This window comes from Afipia sp. GW821-FHT04G03, assembly GCF_059419985.1.
In genome coordinates this window covers 169,596-187,472 of the sequence record NZ_JBWKSV010000004.1, presented here as the reverse complement: position 1 = coordinate 187,472, position 17,877 = coordinate 169,596, and the positions used below count along the sequence as shown (strand labels likewise).

19 protein-coding genes are annotated in these 17,877 nt (G+C 57.2%); 15 read left to right on the top strand and 4 right to left on the bottom strand.

Annotation, left to right across the window (positions count from 1 at the left end; all coding sequences use genetic code 11):
- Positions 1–105: 105 nt before the first annotated feature.
- On the bottom strand, positions 106–447 hold the full coding sequence (locus tag AC07UB_RS19015; protein ID WP_494654061.1) for a hypothetical protein: 342 nt from the start codon (positions 445–447) through the stop codon (positions 106–108).
- Between the two features lie 213 nt (positions 448–660).
- Between AC07UB_RS19015 and AC07UB_RS19010 the strand changes: the two genes are divergently transcribed.
- Complete coding sequence (locus tag AC07UB_RS19010; RefSeq protein ID WP_494654063.1) at positions 661–1,485, top strand: hypothetical protein; 825 nt, start codon at positions 661–663, stop codon at positions 1,483–1,485.
- 401 nt (positions 1,486–1,886) lie between these two features.
- The gene (locus AC07UB_RS19005) at positions 1,887–2,342 is read left to right on the top strand and encodes a class I SAM-dependent methyltransferase (RefSeq protein ID WP_494655288.1); all 456 of its coding nucleotides are present in this window, start codon (positions 1,887–1,889) and stop codon (positions 2,340–2,342) included.
- A gap of 130 nt (positions 2,343–2,472) precedes the next feature.
- On the opposite strand, the gene AC07UB_RS19000 is transcribed toward AC07UB_RS19005, so the two are convergent.
- Positions 2,473–3,384: a cation diffusion facilitator family transporter gene (locus tag AC07UB_RS19000; protein WP_494654066.1), complete on the bottom strand. Its 912-nt coding sequence runs from the start codon at positions 3,382–3,384 to the stop codon at positions 2,473–2,475.
- Positions 3,385–3,520: 136 nt separating this feature from the next.
- Here AC07UB_RS19000 and AC07UB_RS18995 point away from each other — a divergent pair, with 136 nt between their 5' ends.
- The 11 genes from AC07UB_RS18995 to AC07UB_RS18945 all read left to right on the top strand — a co-directional run bounded on the left by AC07UB_RS18995 (position 3,521) and on the right by AC07UB_RS18945 (position 13,958).
- Positions 3,521–3,910 (top strand): hypothetical protein, encoded by a 390-nt coding sequence (locus AC07UB_RS18995; RefSeq protein WP_494654068.1) that lies wholly within the window; start codon positions 3,521–3,523, stop codon positions 3,908–3,910.
- Positions 3,911–3,970: 60 nt separating this feature from the next.
- Positions 3,971–5,248, top strand: coding sequence for a divalent metal ion exporter subunit IhpA (gene ihpA, locus AC07UB_RS18990; RefSeq protein WP_494654069.1), 1,278 nt, complete (start codon positions 3,971–3,973; stop codon positions 5,246–5,248).
- The gene (ihpB, locus tag AC07UB_RS18985) at positions 5,245–6,195 is read left to right on the top strand and encodes a divalent metal ion exporter adaptor subunit IhpB (RefSeq protein ID WP_494654071.1); all 951 of its coding nucleotides are present in this window, start codon (positions 5,245–5,247) and stop codon (positions 6,193–6,195) included. Before ihpA ends, ihpB begins: the two co-directional genes overlap by 4 nt.
- On the top strand, positions 6,185–6,550 hold the full coding sequence (locus AC07UB_RS18980) for a P-II family nitrogen regulator (protein ID WP_494654073.1): 366 nt from the start codon (positions 6,185–6,187) through the stop codon (positions 6,548–6,550). Before ihpB ends, AC07UB_RS18980 begins: the two co-directional genes overlap by 11 nt.
- Positions 6,543–9,758, top strand: a complete 3,216-nt coding sequence (locus tag AC07UB_RS18975; RefSeq protein ID WP_494654074.1) for an efflux RND transporter permease subunit — start codon at positions 6,543–6,545, stop codon at positions 9,756–9,758. The genes AC07UB_RS18980 and AC07UB_RS18975 overlap by 8 nt, the downstream gene beginning before the upstream one ends.
- Positions 9,755–10,132, top strand: a complete 378-nt coding sequence (locus AC07UB_RS18970) for a hypothetical protein (protein ID WP_494654075.1) — start codon at positions 9,755–9,757, stop codon at positions 10,130–10,132. The genes AC07UB_RS18975 and AC07UB_RS18970 overlap by 4 nt, the downstream gene beginning before the upstream one ends.
- Before the next feature lie 136 nt (positions 10,133–10,268).
- Positions 10,269–10,616, top strand: coding sequence for a hypothetical protein (locus AC07UB_RS18965; protein WP_494654077.1), 348 nt, complete (start codon positions 10,269–10,271; stop codon positions 10,614–10,616).
- Positions 10,613–12,847: a heavy metal translocating P-type ATPase gene (locus AC07UB_RS18960; protein WP_494654079.1), complete on the top strand. Its 2,235-nt coding sequence runs from the start codon at positions 10,613–10,615 to the stop codon at positions 12,845–12,847. Before AC07UB_RS18965 ends, AC07UB_RS18960 begins: the two co-directional genes overlap by 4 nt.
- Before the next feature lie 29 nt (positions 12,848–12,876).
- The gene (locus tag AC07UB_RS18955) at positions 12,877–13,191 is read left to right on the top strand and encodes a ferritin family protein (protein WP_002714842.1); all 315 of its coding nucleotides are present in this window, start codon (positions 12,877–12,879) and stop codon (positions 13,189–13,191) included.
- 9 nt (positions 13,192–13,200) lie between these two features.
- Positions 13,201–13,446 carry a PilZ domain-containing protein gene (locus AC07UB_RS18950; RefSeq protein ID WP_081602424.1) on the top strand — a complete coding sequence of 82 codons (246 nt, stop codon included), beginning with the start codon at positions 13,201–13,203 and terminating at the stop codon, positions 13,444–13,446.
- Positions 13,447–13,484: 38 nt separating this feature from the next.
- Positions 13,485–13,958, top strand: coding sequence for a hypothetical protein (locus tag AC07UB_RS18945; RefSeq protein WP_157170044.1), 474 nt, complete (start codon positions 13,485–13,487; stop codon positions 13,956–13,958).
- 68 nt (positions 13,959–14,026) lie between these two features.
- Here AC07UB_RS18945 and AC07UB_RS18940 read toward each other — a convergent pair whose 3' ends face one another.
- Together AC07UB_RS18940 and AC07UB_RS18935 are read right to left on the bottom strand one after the other, a co-directional pair.
- A complete protein-coding gene (locus AC07UB_RS18940; RefSeq protein ID WP_152528602.1) occupies positions 14,027–14,272 on the bottom strand; it encodes a hypothetical protein in 246 nt (81 codons plus the stop codon).
- A 153-nt stretch (positions 14,273–14,425) separates the two neighbouring features.
- Complete coding sequence (locus tag AC07UB_RS18935; protein WP_029659692.1) at positions 14,426–16,891, bottom strand: heavy metal translocating P-type ATPase; 2,466 nt, start codon at positions 16,889–16,891, stop codon at positions 14,426–14,428.
- A gap of 53 nt (positions 16,892–16,944) precedes the next feature.
- Here AC07UB_RS18935 and AC07UB_RS18930 point away from each other — a divergent pair, with 53 nt between their 5' ends.
- Positions 16,945–17,220 carry a metal-sensitive transcriptional regulator gene (locus tag AC07UB_RS18930; protein WP_024575748.1) on the top strand — a complete coding sequence of 92 codons (276 nt, stop codon included), beginning with the start codon at positions 16,945–16,947 and terminating at the stop codon, positions 17,218–17,220.
- A 166-nt stretch (positions 17,221–17,386) separates the two neighbouring features.
- Entirely contained in the window at positions 17,387–17,824 is a 438-nt protein-coding gene (locus tag AC07UB_RS18925) for a hypothetical protein (protein ID WP_244432852.1), read from the top strand.
- Positions 17,825–17,877: the final 53 nt, after the last annotated feature.

The following is a 17,877-nucleotide window of genomic DNA, read 5'->3' as shown; positions in this document are numbered from 1 at the left end:
CGTGCCCCGACGAAGAAGCACACAAGTTCAGCACCGTTGTGTGCGTCGTCAAAGTAGCCGGCCCAAGCTAATTCAGGCCATTTAATCGGGAACCGCTCTGCGAACTCAGTGATGGCCGTGGTGTCCGCCATGGCCACCGAAATGATGGCCACCGAAATGGTGCCCCCCGAAGTGGTGTCCGCCGTGATGACCAAAGCCAAACGGTAGGAATACTGGTGGTGCGTATCCGTATCCATAGCCGTAATAGGGACTAACACGATAACGTCGATGCGCGTAGTGCCTATGATGGCGATGCCGGCGCATGTGAACCGGCTGCACTTGCTCGCTCGCAGCAATACTTCGCGCATCTATGGCGGTCCCGGAGGCCGGTAAGGCTGCTGCGGGAGTTACGGCTGCGACGCCACTCAAAAGAATAACGCCGGCCGCGATCGTGATGATGGTTTTCATGGCAACGTTCCCTTTCGGTCGAAAGCAATCATGCATCCCGCAAGAGACATAAACTCTGTCACTTCCTGCGTGCCAAATCAATTCCCGTACGGTAGTATGGTGATCACTCCATCAATGCCTATGTATGGCCGAACGTATGCCACACAAGGTCCCCCTCTTTGCTCGAAGAGATTAGCCGTTATAAAGTCTCATTCGATCGCAAAAGTCCGCTTTATGAAATGGATCAACGAGCATCACGAGTTGAAGAAGCTTAAGTTATTCTTCCTTGTGGCGGGATTGGTCGTCGCGATCAGCGCCATCAAGGTGTTTGTTCACTGGATGCAGTTCGAATTCGTGACGCTGAGCACGCTGTTGACCAGCGCAATCGGTGGAGCGATTTTCATCATCGGCTTTCTGCTGTCGGGCGTTCTTTCTGACTACAAAGAATCTGAGCGGTTGCCGGCCGACATTCGCGTGGCATTGGAGGCAATCCATGACGACGCTGTCTGTTTCGCCGAGAAGTGCCCGGATTTCAAAGTCGGTCCGCTGCGAACGATACTGGGGAACATCCTGACCGTTTTGCAGAGGGGACTTGGACACGAGGGGGCCCACAAGGATCTACGACCAGTCATCCTCGAAATCGACAAGCTCACTCCGATGGTTACGCAAATGGATGTGTTGGGCATGCCGGCGAATTTCATCGTGCGGCTGCGCGGCCAGCAGGATCAACTGCGCAGATGCGTCTTCCGGATCTATCACATTCAAAGCATGCAATTCGTGCCTTCCGTGTACATTTTGGTGAAGACGTTGGTTGCAGCTATCGTGCTGCTTTTGCTGTTCTTGGAGACTGAAGGCTCGCCCGGTACGGCGCTGATTTTTGGCTTTATATCCTATATGTTTGTATATGCGCTTTATCTCATCGAGACGCTTGAGCAGCCGTTCCGCAAAGATCATGACTCGCTCGACGATGTCAGTCTGTTCCTGCTACGCGAGTTCGGAGATAAATTGGACGGATGTAAAGATGAGAATATTGCCAACCGGCCCGTCGCCGGCCCGTGATATCGCAATGGCCGATCCGGCGGCAGGCGACTTCGTGCAGGTCGGGGGCCGGCTGGCTAGTTTCAGATGCGCAGAACCGACCCCGCCGTAACCTGGCGCCAAGTCGGCGCTTCAACCATAGTCAGAATGGTAGGACCATTTTATGGTGAGCCGCGCGCCTGCATTACGCTCAATTGTCGCACCGCGATTTTGAACAAAGGATTGCGGATCCATTTGCCTATAACTTGCCGTTCATCACAATGAGTTCGGTGCGCGTTCGCTTGCTCATGTTCGTACGTAAATGGGGCTACCGGTTAACGATTCGGGCGCAAAACTGGCGGGAGCCACTGATACAGGACGCCGCGCTACGTTCAGGCGAGCGAGTTTTGGAGGTGAGCGCGGAGGGGTGCAGCTTGTGCGAGGTGCTTGCACGTCAGTATCCCGCCGTACATTTTTCTGCCGTACAGCCTGCGGGATCAAACACGAGCGTCCGCGACCCCTTAAGCAATCTCGAGCTTTTGCACGGGGATCAGTACTGCATCGATTGCCATGCTGCATCATTCGACAAGGTGATCTTATCGCTCGCGCTGCATCCTTTACGGCTGAGTGATAAGGTTGCCCTCCTCAAGGAAATGAGGCGAGTATTGCGGCACGGCGGTACACTGCACATTGCCGACTTCGACCAACCGCTGCACCCGCGAGAGATCCACGCACTTCGCGGCACCGGCTACTTGTTCGGCGCTGAGACCGCGAAGCCCCATCTCGACGGCAGCTGGTTGAACTTAATCAAGAAGACAGGGTTTGATGGTGTGCGTCGCGTGAACACCGTTTCCGAGATGGTCGGCCGCATCGCCATAATCCGCGCACGCCGCAGCTGAGCCGGTGCTGGCGAATATTTTTAACTCTCTATTTGGTTCAAATTTTCGCCAGCATTCCGGAATCAGACTGATGCAATGGCTGACCCGGCGGCAGGCAACTTCGTGTAGGTCGGGGACCGACAGGACAGCTTCAGATGCGCAGCACAGGCTCGGCCGTTCGCATTTCCTCGTCCTCAATCTGAATCGTCACATGATCGATCTTGAATTTCTCCTCGAGAACGGCCTTTGCGTTCATCAGGATTGCCCGTGCGTCTTTCATGTCGGTGACAACCACGTGGCCGGTCAATGAATCCGTTCCGGATGTAATGGTCCAGACGTGCAAATCATGAACGGCGGTCACACCGGGAATTTCCAGCAATGCCTTTTCAAGTGAAGGCACATCAACTTCGACCGGAACCCCCTCCATTAGGATATGGACGGCCTGCTTCAACAGCGTCCAGGTTCGGGGCACGATAAACAGGCCGATGCCGGCGCCGATGAGAGGATCAGCCAAGGTCCAGCCGGTATACATGATGATCAGGGCGGCGGCGATCACCCCCAGCGAACCGAGCATATCGCTGAGCACCTCGAAATAGGCACCCTGGACGTTGAGGCTTTCCGACGACCCCGCCGAAAGCAGCTTCATGCTGATGAGATTGACGACAAGGCCGACCGCCGCGACGGCCAGCATCGGTCCGCTGAGAATTTCGGGCGGCGACAGAAATCGTTTGTAAGCCTCATAAAGAATGTAAACCGTCAGCAGCAACAGCACCACGGCATTGGTCAATGCGGCGAGGATTTCAGTGCGCAGATAGCCATACGTCTTTTGTGAAGTTGCTGCCTTCTGGGCGAAGTAAATTGCAAACAACGCCAGAGCTAAGCCGCCGGCGTCGGTTCCCATGTGCGCGGCGTCGGCGATCAGCGCAAGGCTTCCGGTCCAAATCCCGCCGACGATTTCGGCGGTCATGTAAGTCAAGGTCAGCGCGAGCGCGATATAGAGAGGTTTCCGGTGTCGGCCAGCCGCCGATGGGATAGTTCCTCCGTGCGAATGACCTTCACCCATGTATGTGCCTCAAAGTGTCGCAATCGACCGACTGATCCACCGCTAGGGTAATTTCGGGTGAAAATCAAACTCCGGGCAAGCTGATTTCAGGCAATTTGTGATAGTGTTCAGTAACGGAATTTGCTATTCGGACCATATGGAACATCGGGCCAGCCGGAATCTATTTGATCAACGAGCGCTGCGCATTCGCCCGGCGCTGGTGATGTTCCTGGCGTTCGTTTATCTTTTTGTTGGACTGGCCCATGCGACCGCGCATGTGAACGAAACGATCACAGGTTTCAAGGTCATTCCAACAACGATTGCGCTTGAAGCGAGTTTGGCAACGGACGGTCGCGACGACGGAAACTCCGAAAAATTGTCCGCCGGCGGTGAGTATTGTCAAGTCTATGCACCGATTTTAGTGCCGGTCCTGGCCCGGGTTGCGACTCCTTCGGCTCAGCTTATTGGGCCACGATTCAGGGAACCGACGCTCCTGGTCGAAGACCCCCCCCGGCTCGACACGCCACCCCCCAAAAATCTGATCTGAACGTTGTCGTAGCGACGCGGCTCTCTCGCGTCGCCGTTTCTCCGTTTTCAGGTCAGTATTATGTCTTTCGTCCGAACGGCTTTGCGCGTGATTTGCGCATTGCTTATGATAACAATTCCCGCTGCAGCCATCGAACCGCGTCCCACGCGCTCCATTTCGCTGCCGCAGGCCCTGCAGCGGGCGCTGTCGGCTAATCCGCGCTTAACAGCCGCTGAACGCGATATCGGGATAGCAGGGGGGCTTCGCATTCAGGCTGGAGCGTTGCCTAATCCTGACGTTTCCTTTGAACTGGATAGTGCCCTTGGCTCGGGTCCCTACAAGGGAACGCGATCTGCCGAGACAACTTTACAGCTCAGCCAACTCGTCGAGCTTGGAGGGAAGCGCGAAGCTCGTCTTGCCGCCGGCGAAGCCGGCGTAGGAAGCGCGGTCTGGCAAAGGCGCGCGACGCGTCTCGAAGTCCTCTCGGAAACCGCGATCGCGTTCATCACGATTATCAGCGCCCAACGCCGGATCGAGATCTTCGACGAGCAGATTGCAAGCTTCGATACGCTCATTCCTCTGCTTCAAAAACGCGTCCAGGAGGGCGCATCGTCGCCCGCCGAGACCCTGCGTGCCCAGGTCGCGGCCGATCTGTTTCGAGTCGAACGCGAGCGGTCGAAAACGCTCCTGGCGACCGCGCGGCGTGATTTGGCCATCCTGATGGGCGACAGCAGTCCGCGTTTCGGAACCGCGGTCGGGCGGCTTGCGAATATTGGCCAGCCGCCTTCGTTTCAGGCGGTCGTCAACGCCATCGAAGCCAATCCCCAGCTCATGCGGTGGACTGCCGTCACTGCCCAGCGCAATGCCGAACTGCTCATCGCGCGCCTGAAAGCGATCCCTGACCCGCGCATTTCGGCCGGTTGGCGGCATTATCAGGACACCAACGACAACGCCGTGCGCTTGGGCGTCTCGATTCCGTTGCCAATATTCGACCAGAACACCGGCAATATCATCGCGGCCCAGGAGTCGTTGGCAAAGACCAATGCCGAGCGCGCCATCAACAAGCTCGTCCTCATCAGCATCGCGGGCCGTGCCTACGACACGCTGACTGGAGCGCTTGCGGAACTCAAGCTGCTGCGGTCTTCGGTCATCCCGAAGGCGCGCAGCGCTTCTGAGACTATCCTGAGCGGCTACACGCAAGGCAGGTTCACCTTGCTCGAGCTGCTCGACGTCCGGGGCTCGGTTTTGCAGGCGCTCCTTCGCGAGCAGGAGGCCTTGCAGAATTTCCATATCGCCATCGCGACGATCGAAGGTCTCGTCGGTAACCCGTTTTCGCTAACCCGCGAGAGTTCAAGATGATCAAAGGACTAATTCGGTACTCGGTGTTTTTGCTAGTTGTCGGGACGCTTGCTTATGGCGGCTATCGGTTGCTGGCGCCGGCAACTCCCAAACCAGGCTCGACGGAAAAGGTGGAAAAGGAAGAACATTCCGAAGGGGTCGAAATGAGCGACGCCAAAGTGGCCGCAGCCGGTATCGAACTTGCCAAGGCATCACCCGGCGTCTTGCGCGATAGCCTGCTGTTGAACGGCGTTGTCCAGCCAAACCAGGAATCGCTGGTGCAGGTCACGCCAAGATTTCCCGGAATCGTGCGCGAAACCCGCAAGCGGGTCGGCGATCGCGTCCAAAAGGGCGATGTTCTTGCGATCGTCGAGAGCAACCAGAGCCTTACGCCTTATGAACTGAAGGCGTCTCTCGCGGGTACGGTGATCGATCGCCAGACCACACTGGGCGAATACGTTTCCGAGCAAAAGCCGGCGTTTGTTATCGCGGATCTGTCGACCGTCTGGGTGGATCTTTCTGTCTACCGCCGCGATCTGAACCGCGTCAGCGTCGGCGACCAGGTTTTTGTCGATCCTGCCGATGGTGGTCCGCCGATCGAAACGAAGATTGCCTATCTGGCTCCAATCGGAAGCAGCGACACCCAGAGCGCAATCGCGAGAGCCATCGTGCCAAATTTAGATCAACGGCTGCGTCCGGGCCTATTCATTACTGGTCGGCTGTCGTTGTCGGCGAAGAAGGTGAATGTCGCGGTGAAATCGTCCGCGCTGCAGACAGTGGAAAATCGAACCGTTGTGTTCGTCCGCAACGGCGACAAGTTTGAAGTCCGCGATGTCGAACTCGGCGGGCGCGACCCGGAAATCGTCGAAATAGCATTCGGCCTTGTGGAGGGCGACGTCTATGCCGCCCAGAACAGTTTTATCGTCAAGGCAGAGATGGCGAAAGGATCGGCTTCGCATGAACACTGATCGCGACATGATGCTGGTAACAGCGCTGATTAGGCCGCACATGGAAGGGCACGTGGTGCGCATGCTTCACGACCTGCCTGATTTTCCGGGTTTCACATTCACCGAAACCCGCGGTCAGGGGCGAGGACGAGGGCAAGGCGGTGCCTATGTCTCGTCTGAATTCGATCTCACATATCATAATTTTCTCGAACTCAGACTGGTGTGCCGATCCGAACTGGCCGATGAGATTCGTGACCGCATCGCGTCTGCAGCCTGGACCGGCAGAAAGGGAGATGGCGTCGTGTTCATAACGCCCATCCATTCTTTCGCTCGCATCCGGGAAATCGGCAAACGTCCGGAGAAGTCCAATGATTGACGGTATCCTTTCGTTTTCCATCCGCCAGAGGTGGCTGGTGATGATCGGTGCTCTGCTCATGGCAGCGTTCGGAGCGTGGAATTTCACGCGCCTGCCGATCGATGCGGTGCCAGACATCACCAACGTTCAGGTTCAGATCAATACCAGCGCCCCGGGCTACTCACCGCTTGAGGTGGAACAGCGGATCACGTTTCCGATCGAAACCGGTATGGGCGGTCTTCCTAACCTGCTTAACACTCGGTCGCTGTCACGATACGGGTTGAGCCAGGTAACCGTCGTCTTTAAAGACGGCACCGACATTTATTTCGCGCGACAACTCGTCAATGAGCGCATTCAGCAGGTCAAGGACAGCCTGCCCACGGGTGTCGAAACCGCGATGGGCCCGATTTCGACCGGTCTCGGAGAAATCTATCTGTATACGGTTGAGGCCAAGCCAGGAGCGCTCAAACCCAGCGGCGAGGAATTCACCCCGACGGATCTGCGGACGATTCAGGACTGGATCATCAAACCGCAACTGCGAAACACTTCGGGCGTGATCGAAGTTAACACCATCGGCGGCTTCGAGAAGCAGTTTCATGTGCTCCCCGATCCGACGCAATTGATGGCCTACAAGCTCAGCTTTCGCGACATCATGTCTGCGCTTGCTGCCAATAATGCCAATGTCGGCGCCGGATATATCGAGCGCAACGGCGAGCAATATCTGGTGCGCACGCCCGGACAAGTCGCCAACATCGAAGAGATCAAGGAGGTGGTCATCGGGTCGCGCAATGGCGTGCCCGTTCGTATTTCCGACGTTGCCGACGTGAAAGAGGGCAAGGATCTTCGAACCGGTGCGGCCACGCTGAACGGCAAAGAAATGGTGCTGGGCACCGCGATGCTTCTGATCGGCGAGAACAGTCGTACGGTTGCGCAGCGCGTTGCCGCGAAGCTCGAACAGATCGGCCGATCGCTTCCGGAAGGCGTGACGGCCCGCGCGATCTACGACCGTACCCATCTCGTTGAAGCCACGATCGCAACCGTGGAAAAGAATCTCGTGGAAGGTGCGCTTCTCGTCATCGTCATTCTGTTTTTGATCCTCGGGAACTTCAAGGCGGCGATCGCAACGGCGTTCGTGATCCCGTTGTCCATGCTGTTCACCGTCACGGGAATGTTCGAAAACAAGGTCAGTGCCAACCTGATGAGCTTGGGTGCAATCGATTTCGGTATCATCATCGATGGCGCCGTCATCATCGTCGAAAACTGTCTGCGCTTGCTGGCGCATGAGCAGCAAAAATTGGGCCGCGTTCTCAAGCGTGAAGAGCGTTTCGCGACGATTCTGGAGGGATCACGCGAAGTTATCCGTCCAAGCCTGTTCGGCACTCTCATCATCGCGGTCGTCTACCTGCCCGTCCTCACGCTGACCGGCGTCGAGGGCAAGATGTTCACGCCGATGGCTCTCACGGTGCTGATGGCGTTGCTTGGCGCCAGCATCCTGTCGATGACGTTCGTACCTGCCGCGGTCGCGCTGCTGGTAACTGGCCGAGTGTCGGAGAAAGAGAACTGGTTCATGCGCGGCTCGCGCCGCATCTATGTTCCCCTGTTATCGAAGTCAATCCAGCATCGCGGCATGATTGCGTTCCTGGCCGCGTTCCTGATCATTATAAGCGGCTTCGCAGCGTCCAAAATGGGCGGCGAGTTCATCCCGAGCCTGGACGAGGGAGATGTCGCCCTGCAGGCGATTCGTATTCCAGGCACAAGCCTAACGCAATCGCTCGAGATGCAACAAATGCTCGAGAAGCGCCTTCTCAAGATACCTGAGGTGAAGGAAACTTTCGCCCGTACTGGCGTTGCAGAAGTTGCAACCGATCCGATGCCGCCTTCGATCTCCGATGGCTACGTGATGCTCAAGCCGCGTGACCAGTGGCCGGATCCGAAGAAGCCAAAGAGTGAGGTCGTCACAGCCATCGAGGAAGCTGCCGAAGAAATCGCGGGCAGCAGTTACGAACTCTCGCAGCCGATTCAGTTGCGCTTCAACGAATTGATTTCGGGCGTTCGCAGTGACGTCGGCGTCAAGATCTTCGGCGACGATCTGGAGGTTCTGGCTCAAGTTGCTGCACAGGTTCAAGCTGTCATACAGAATGTCCCGGGCGCGGCCGATGTCAAGACCGAGCAGATTTCGGGGCTGCCGGTACTGACTGTCAAGCTCAATCGTGCGGCGTTGTCGCGCTACGGCATCAGCGTCGCGGACGTTCAAAATCTCGTCGAGATAGCAGTCGGCGGTAAGAGTGCTGGTCTGGTTTTCGAGGGCGATCGGCGCTTCGAACTGGTTGTGCGGCTTCCGGAGCGCTTGCGCACAAATTTGGAAGCTATCAGGTCGCTTCCGATACCGCTGCCTCCGCTCGACGGGCAGGCGAAGGCGATGACGACGCGCGCAGTTTGGGGAAATTCTCCGCTCGCCCAGATCAGATACGCCCCGTTGTCCGAACTTGCCCAGATCGATGTCGCGCCGGGCCCCAATCAGATCAGTCGCGAGGACGGCAAGCGCCGAATCGTTGTTTCCGCGAACGTGCGGGGACGGGACCTGGGATCGTTCGTTGCCGATGCGCAAAGCCAGATCGCCGAGAAAGTGAAGATTCCGGCAGGCTATTGGATCGGGTGGGGCGGTCAGTTTGAGCAACTGGTCTCCGCAACGCAGCGATTGACCATCGTTGTGCCAATCGCGCTACTTCTGATCTTTCTGCTGCTATTCATGAGCTTGGGTTCGATGCCTGACGCGCTTTTGGTGTTCAGCGGCGTTCCGCTCGCATTGACCGGCGGCATACTTGCGCTCTTGCTTAGGGGCATTCCTCTTTCGATCAGCGCAGGCATTGGATTTATCGCGCTGTCCGGTGTCGCCGTGCTTAACGGGCTGGTGATTATCACCTTCATCGAAAAGCTGCGCTCCGAAGGTCACGCGATCATAGATGCTGTTAGAGAGGGCGCATTGACGAGGCTGCGGCCCGTCCTCATGACGGCGCTTGTTGCGTCGCTCGGCTTCGTGCCGATGGCGGTTGCCACCGGCGCCGGAGCAGAAGTTCAAAGGCCGCTGGCGACCGTCGTAATCGGCGGAATTATTTCATCGACACTTCTCACGCTTCTTGTCCTGCCGGCGCTCTACGTTCTTTTCAGGCGTGAGAACGGCGAGAGGGGCGAAGGACCTCAACCCACAACCAATGGAGTTACAACATGAAATACATTGCAATCATTGTGCTGTCCCTCATCTGGTCGGTGCCGTCTTTCGCGCAACATTCCCATGGAAGCCAAAAGGGACCGAATGGCGGGCAGATGGAGGATGTCGCAGGAGTTGAAGCAGAACTGGTTACATCCGGAAGCACAATCATGATCAACGTCTTTGACGAAAGCAAAAAGCCGGTTTCCACAAAAGGCTTCACGGGCGCCGCACTTATTGCCATGGGAGCGGGGCGCGAGACGGTCACGCTTGCGCCATCGGGAGAGAACGCGTTGAAGGGCGAGGCCAAGGCTCCGATTGCCACGGGCGCGACGATCACGCTGACCATCAAGACAGCCGACGGAAAATCAGGCCAGGCGAAATTCAAGAAATAGGATGATTAAACGAGGATAGCGGTTCATGGCGATAAGGTCAGGCTTTCGTCCCATCGGCCCAGAGAATCCGGCGCATCGCACCAGATGCTCCGCTCTCCCAAGCGTCTGTCGTTTGTGCTTCCCATGGACCGTGGGAATGTTTTTCCTGGCAGCCGCTGGTTCATGGTCTGCAGTTCAGGCGCAATCTTCCCAAGCCAGGATTGTCGGGCTGGGCGCAACGACGTGTCAGCGTTTCAGCATTGATATTAGATCCAATCCTATCCTTCGTCGCGACTATCTGGCTTGGGCACAAGGCTTCATGAGTGGAATTCTGTCGAGCAGACCCAGCGCTGTCGATGAACAGCTCGACCTCAATCCGGTCACGTTCGATCTCGTAAACCAGTTGCATTTCCTCGAAGATCACTGCGCTCAGAACTCGGCGATCAATTTTTCCGACGCCGTCGCGGCGTTATATAAAAGGCTGCGCAAAGAAGGCAAAACATGATCAGCCACACAACCAAAAGCCCGCCCATGGCCGGCGCCCCACGCAGTTTGCGCCTCGGAGTCGAGGGGATGGACTGTGCCTCTTGCGCCACGAAGATCGAAAACGCCCTGCAACGGATGCCCGGTGTTGGCGACGTAACGGTCTCAGTACATCGGGGCACGGTGACAGTTAGTCATGACGGTAAAGCGGAAAACGAAAAGATTCAAAACCAGATCTCGGATTTGGGCTATCGAATCACGCGCGTGGAAGAGCTTGCAGCCAAGGGAGCTGGTCATGAGACGGATGATCAAACGCTCCCGGCTTCTTACGACCAACTCCATTCGCACGTTGATGGGGCCGGTTCGAGCAACCAGGCTTGGTGGCGAACCCGCAAAGGGATGCTCACCATTGCGTGCGGCTTGGCCTTGGCCTCGGCTTTTCTACTGGGCAAATTATTTCCTGCTACAGAGCGTTGGGCATTCCTTTTCGCCATGATGGTCGGGCTCGTTCCAATCGCGAAGCGCGCGCTATCTGCAGCGCGGGCTGGCACGCCATTCTCGATCGAAATGTTGATGTCAGTCGCCGCCGTGGGTGCGGTGATCATTGGAGCAACCGAAGAGGCCGCGACTGTTGTCTTCCTGTTCCTGATTGGCGAGCTCTTGGAAGGCGTGGCCGCAAGTCGCGCCCGTGCCAGCATCCAGGACTTGACCAAGCTTGTTCCGAAGACGGCCCGGCTGGAAGAAAATGGGTTGGTTCGTGAGATGCAGGCGGACAGTCTTTCGGTCGGAGCGATCATCCAGATCCGACCCGGCGATCGCATCCCGGCCGACGGCGTCATCCTTTCTGGAGAAAGCGGGATCGACGAAGCGCCGGTGACCGGCGAAAGCACGCCGGTCCGAAAGGGACCTGAGGGAATCGTGTTTGCCGGCACCGTCAACGGTGATGGCTTGCTGCGCGTGCGCGTCACGGCCGCAGCTTCCGACAATACGATCGCGCGCGTGGTCCGATTAGTCGAGGAAGCTCAAGAATCGAAGGCTCCGACAGAGCGCTTCATTGATCGCTTTTCCCGGTACTACACCCCCGGTGTGGTGGTTGTTGCGGCCTTGATCGCCGTCGTTCCGCCACTCCTGTTTGGCGGTGTCTGGAGCAACTGGATATATAAGGGGCTTGCCATCCTCCTGATTGGCTGCCCATGCGCGCTAGTGATTTCGACGCCGGCCGCCATTGCCGCAAGCTTATCCGCAGGGGCACGGCGGGGGCTCCTGATGAAGGGCGGCGCCGTCCTCGAGCAGATCGGCAAGATCACCGTCGCGTGCTTTGACAAGACCGGGACATTGACCGCCGGTAAGCCCCAGGTCACGGACATCATCGGCTATGGACGCACCGAAACGGACGTACTGCGGTTTGCCGCCGCGCTCGAGTTGGGTTCGAGCCACCCCCTCGCCACAGCAATTCTAGCGAAAGCAACCGAGCGGGAGCTATCGTTGCCGCCGACGTCCGACGCCAACGCGATGGGCGGCGTAGGCGTTCGTGCTATGGCGGAGGGGGTTGAGGTGTTCGTCGGATCGCCCAAGGCCGCTGACGAACGTGCCCCGATGACGCCAGCGCAAAGGGAGCAGATCTCAGCGCTTAATCATGAAGGAAAGACGGTTTCCATCGTTCTGGTCGGGCATGAAGTGGCTGGCGCAATCGCGATGCGCGACGAGGTCCGACCGGACGCAAGAGCAGGCCTGAAGGCACTGACCGAGATGGGCATCAAGACGGTCATGCTGACTGGAGATAATCGCAGAACGGCAAATGCAATCGGCGAGCGTCTTGGAATCGAGGTTCAGGCGGAATTGCTGCCTGAGGACAAGCAGAGGATCGTTGCTCAGTTTCAGAAAGCGGGCTGGTCAGTTGCGAAAATTGGAGACGGCATCAACGATGCCCCCGCGCTGGCCGCCGCAGATGTTGGCATCGCCATGGGCGGAGGCACCGACGTCGCGCTCGAGACCGCCGACGCCGCCGTGCTTCACGGTCGCGTCGCAGACGTCGCGGCGATGGTCGATCTGTCAAAGCGCACTATGATCAACATCAAGCAGAACATTGCTGTCGCACTTGGTTTGAAGGTCGTATTCCTCGTGACCACGGTGGTCGGTTTGACGGGTCTGTGGCCGGCCATTCTCGCAGATACTGGCGCTACGGTCCTGGTGACCATAAACGCCTTGCGCCTTTTGGCGCCTCCCAAACTTAATGGTGTGAAAGAACTGTAAGCAGTTTTGTTTCAACGGAAGGAAAGCAGATGGGTTTCGATCAGTATCACGAGCCGCCGGAAGAGCTTTCACAGGAAACGCGTACTTTCGCGCGGATGATCACGTCTCTAATCGAGGAGGCGGAAGCTATTAGTTGGTACGAACAGAGAATCTCTGTCGAAAAAGACAAGAACGCCAAGGCGATTATGGCAAACGCGCAGAAGGAGGAGTTCAAACATTTCGGAATGAACCTCGAATTTCTTCTCCGAAAAAAGCCGGACTGGCGTGCGGAGCTACAAGGGATTCTGTTCACGAAGGGCGACATCGTTAAACTAGGCGAGAAGGCGGAGAAGAAAGTCGATTAGACAAACGCGGTGTCGGTCTTGGGGTATCATGAACGAAGGAAAGTTTTTAGAGCCGGCATAATCTCTTTCGGAGATGCGGCGATCTCCTGCACAGTCCGGAGTCTCAGTTCCACTGGAGCCTTGCTGGAAATTAGGGGCCCAGCAGGAGTTCCGAAGAAATTTACTCTTGTAATTGCCGCAGACGAGTTTCGGCGAGCTTGTCGAGTTATTTGGATGACGGAAAAGAGGCTCGGCGTGGTGTTCGAACTGATCTGACTTAGGGGGCCGATTCTGCTAGACTGTAGGAGGATGCAATGCTGCATTTATTCATCGTACTCATGGTGTGTCTGACCGTAACCGGAGCAAATGCGCGCGCGGCAGGAATGGCACAGGGCAAATTCTCCCCGCTCTCAGATGAACGCCTGCAACAGCTGCCGCCAGCGATTCACAAGGCATTCAAAGCGGCGCAGCGTCGCTGCATGGACGACTCGATAAATGTTCGAACGGGATATCTGCGATACATTAAAGGCTCGAGGGGCGAAGAGTTCGTCGCAATCCACTTCGATCAGTTTGGTTGTTCCAATCGAGATGCTCTTTGTTCGCCGAAGGGTTGTCCTCATCGTGTCTTCCTTTCCAGAGGAGGCACGTTTCGCGAAGTTTGGCGAGGAGATGTACTCGAAATCGATATGTCGATCGACTCAGGTGTGCCGTCGATCGATGTCGATTGCAGCCGAGACGGGTCGTTTTGTCGCTATCAGATGCGTTGGAATGGTAAGCGGTTTCGCTGAGGTTTCCAGATGCAAACAGGCGCCAGCAATGGCGGAACATCTACTGCGCATCGCGCCTCTCAAACCGCTTAGCCGGCAGAGTAGGCGGACTTGGCGCAATTTTTTCGGGGCAGGCGCGCATGTGAAGCGAGTAACGTCCCCATCGACCAATGCGGATCGATGGTTTTCTTTTGCGCAATGATCCGGATCAGTTCGAAGAATTCCAGATGGTTATGACGGTAGTCACGTGACATGGGATGTTGAAACGAGAAGCGGGCCGGTAGCGAATATAAAGCCGCCAGCACTCCGAAGACCCGGGCAAGCCACGGCAGCAAGCCAGGTAAAGCGATTTGTATTTGTCCGACTGAAGGACTCGAATATCTTAGGTCTTCAGGTAGAAGCGGTGGGCGCAGAAAAAGTGCGCCCCATGACCATCAAGCTCCCAGACCAAGCGATCCGGGAGCGAAAGCCTCCTTGATCAAGTAAGATCAAAGATGCATGGCCCGCAACCGCAGCGCGTTGCCGACAACACTCACGGATGACAGAGCCATGGCCGCTGCGGCGATAATCGGTGAGAGCAACAATCCGAAGGTCGGATAAAGGATCCCCGCAGCGACCGGGATTCCTGCTGCGTTGTAAATGAAAGCGAAGAATAGATTTTGCCGGATATTGCGCATTGTCGCTTGAGAGAGGCGGCGAGCGCGGACAATTCCGCCCAGATCGCCTTTCAAGAGCGTCACGCCTGCACTTTCCATAGCGACGTCCGTGCCCGTGCCCATCGCAATTCCAACTTCTGCCGCAGCGAGGGCAGGGGCATCGTTTACTCCGTCGCCGGCCATTGCGACGATGCGTCCGGCCTTCTGCAGCTTGATTACAACCGCGCTCTTTTGATCTGGAAGCACCTCTGCCTCCACGTCGGCAATGCCAAGCTGCTTTGCGACCGCGTTGGCCGTGGTCCGGTTGTCGCCAGTCAGCATAATGACCTGGATGCCTTCCGCTGCAAGCGCCTTCAATGCATTCGGCGTCGATTCCTTTACCGGATCGGCAATGGCAAAAATTCCCGCCAGCTTACCCTCGACAGCAATATTTATGACGGTTGCTCCCTCTCCGCGCAGCCGTTCGGCTTCTGAGTCCAATGCCTGTGTTTCGATACCGACTGAATTCAAATAGGCGGCGTTTCCAAGAAACACGACTTTGCCTTCCACTTTGCCGGTGACGCCTTTGCCCGTCGGCGAGTTGAAATCCTCCACGTTGCTTAAACTGAGATTCCGCTCCTTGGCAGCACGTACGATGGCGTCCGCGAGAGGATGCTCGCTCGACCGTTCGACGTTGGCCGCCAGTTGCAGAATGTCAGACTCCTCAAATCCGGCGGCAGGGGCGATAAAAATGACCTTCGGTTTACCTTCAGTCAGCGTTCCTGTTTTGTCGATTACCAGCGTGTCGACCTTCTCCATGCGCTCCAGCGCTTCGGCGTTCTTGATCAATACGCCCGCCTGGGCGCCGCGGCCAACGCCGACCATGATCGACATCGGCGTGGCAAGTCCCAGCGCACAAGGACACGCGATGATGAGGACGCTGACCGCCGCGACAAGGCCGAATGCAAGGCGCGGTTCGGGCCCAAAAAGCGCCCAGGCGCCGAAGGCGACAAGTGCCACGACAATGACCGCCGGCACGAACCAGCTGGCCACTTGGTCGGCAAGGCGCTGGATCGGCGCACGCGAACGCTGTGCTTGCGCGACCATCTGCACGATTTGGGATAGCAGCGTGTCTCGCCCGACCTTCTCAGCCTGCATCACGAAGCTGCCAGATTGATTGAGCGTGCCTGCGATCACCTTGGCCCCGGGCCCTTTGGTGACGGGCATAGACTCCCCGGTAACAAGGGATTCGTCCAACGACGAACGTCCTTTTACAATGACACCATCCACCGGCACCTTCTCTCCCGGCCGAACGCGCAGTTTGTCACCCACGTTCAGGCTGTCGAGCGGAACCTCGTGGTCCGCACCGCTCTCGTCCACCTGGCGCGCAATCTTCGGCGCTAGATCGAGGAGCGCTTTGATGGCCCCGGACGTCGCCTCGCGGGCACGCAGCTCTAGGACCTGTCCGAGCAGAACGAGCACGGTAATGACGGCGGCGGCCTCGAAGTAAACGGCAACGGCTCCGTCTTGACCGCGGAAGGTCGGCGGGAAGATGCCGGGTGCGAGGGTTGCAACGACACTGTAGGTGTAGGCGACGCCAACGCCCATCGCAATCAGGGTGAACATGTTCAGATTTCGGGTGACGAGCGATTGCCAGCCGCGCACGAAGAACGGCCAACCTGCCCAAAGGACCACTGGCGTCGCAAAGGCAAGCTGGATCCAGTTTGACAACGTCTGGTCGATCCAGCGATGGCTTCCGATCAGATGGCCGCCCATTTCCAAGACGATGACCGGCAAAGCCAGCCCCAGCCCCACCCAAAAGCGTCGGCTCATGTCCGCGAGTTCGGGATTGGGTGCAGCATCCAAAGTGACCAGTTCAGGCTCGAGCGCCATGCCACAGATCGGGCAGCTCCCGGGTCCGACCTGGCGGATCTCTGGATGCATAGGGCAGGTATAGATCGTACCTTCCGGAACGTGGGGTTGCTGAGGTTGCGTCTTGTGGAGGTACTGCTCCGGCGAGGCCGCGAACTTCGTCCGGCAGGTTGTCGAACAAAAATGGTAGGTCTGGCCGTGGTGCTCGAACCGATGCTTACTGGTCGCGGGATCGACGGTCATCGTGCAAACGGGGTCGATGACCGTCGTCGTATTCCTGCCAGGATCGTGATGGTGATGACCCCCATGATCATGTTTGGAATGACCATGGCTTCCGCCACAGCACCCGGTCTTCACAGCTTCTCGTGAAGCTTTAGTGGTCTTCGACGAGCAGCACCCAGAACCGCTTGAGCCGCCTTCTGAATTTTCATTTTTCGACGCGGTCATCTAAGTCTCCATCATCACTTGCAACGCATACCATGTAGGGGTATATGGGCCATATGCGAAAAGACATCAAGATATCTTGTCAAAAGCGTCTCAACCGGATTGAGGGGCAAGTACGTGGCTTGTCTAAAATGGTGGACGAAGATCGCTATTGCATCGACATTATAACGCAGATTTCCGCGGTTCGTGCCGCCCTTCGTCGAGTCGAAGAGGAAGTGCTGAAGGACCATGTCGCCCATTGCGTGGAACACGCGATCACGAGTGGCGATAAGGGCGATCAACGCAAAAAGATTGCGGAACTGATGACAGTCATTGGACGGGTGGACAGGTGAACGGATGCGCAATGGAACCGTTTTGTATGTCAGGTAGGTTCAGGCTTGGCGAAGAGAGCATTTCCGCGTAAGGTTCAAGACATCACTAGTGTGATTTCGACCTTAAAGTAGATAGGCCAAAATGTTGACGCGCCTAACCAGACCGAAGCGATTGAGGGCAGGGTGGTTGATCGCCCTGGTCTATATGCTTTGTGTCCTGGCGCCGGGCGTTTCCTTTGCGTTCGCCGACGGCTCGCGTGCGGCGCCTTGCCTTACCGACGAGAATCACGGTCTGGGCATTGTTCACGTGCATGAATATAGCACTTCGCAGCACGTTCATAAGGACGGTCACGTACACGAACATCCGGACGGCAACGCCGATTTCGACAAATTGAACAGCCCTGACAGTATGACATCAGTCGCTGACGAAACGTCGGATCCTGCAACTGCTCATCACAAGGCCTCGGGTGGACAATGCTGCGGGATGGTCTGCCTGAGCGCGCTGCCGACCACAGTCATCGACATTGTCAAATCTTCAACGCCGACGTCTGTCTGCGAGTCCGAGAGCTACCGGAACGTCGTCGATAACGCTCCCCCTCGGCATTACCGCCCCCCCATTTCCTGAACTGACGGAATGACGTGGTGCCGCGCCCGTTAAGGGCACGCGTACCTGTGGTT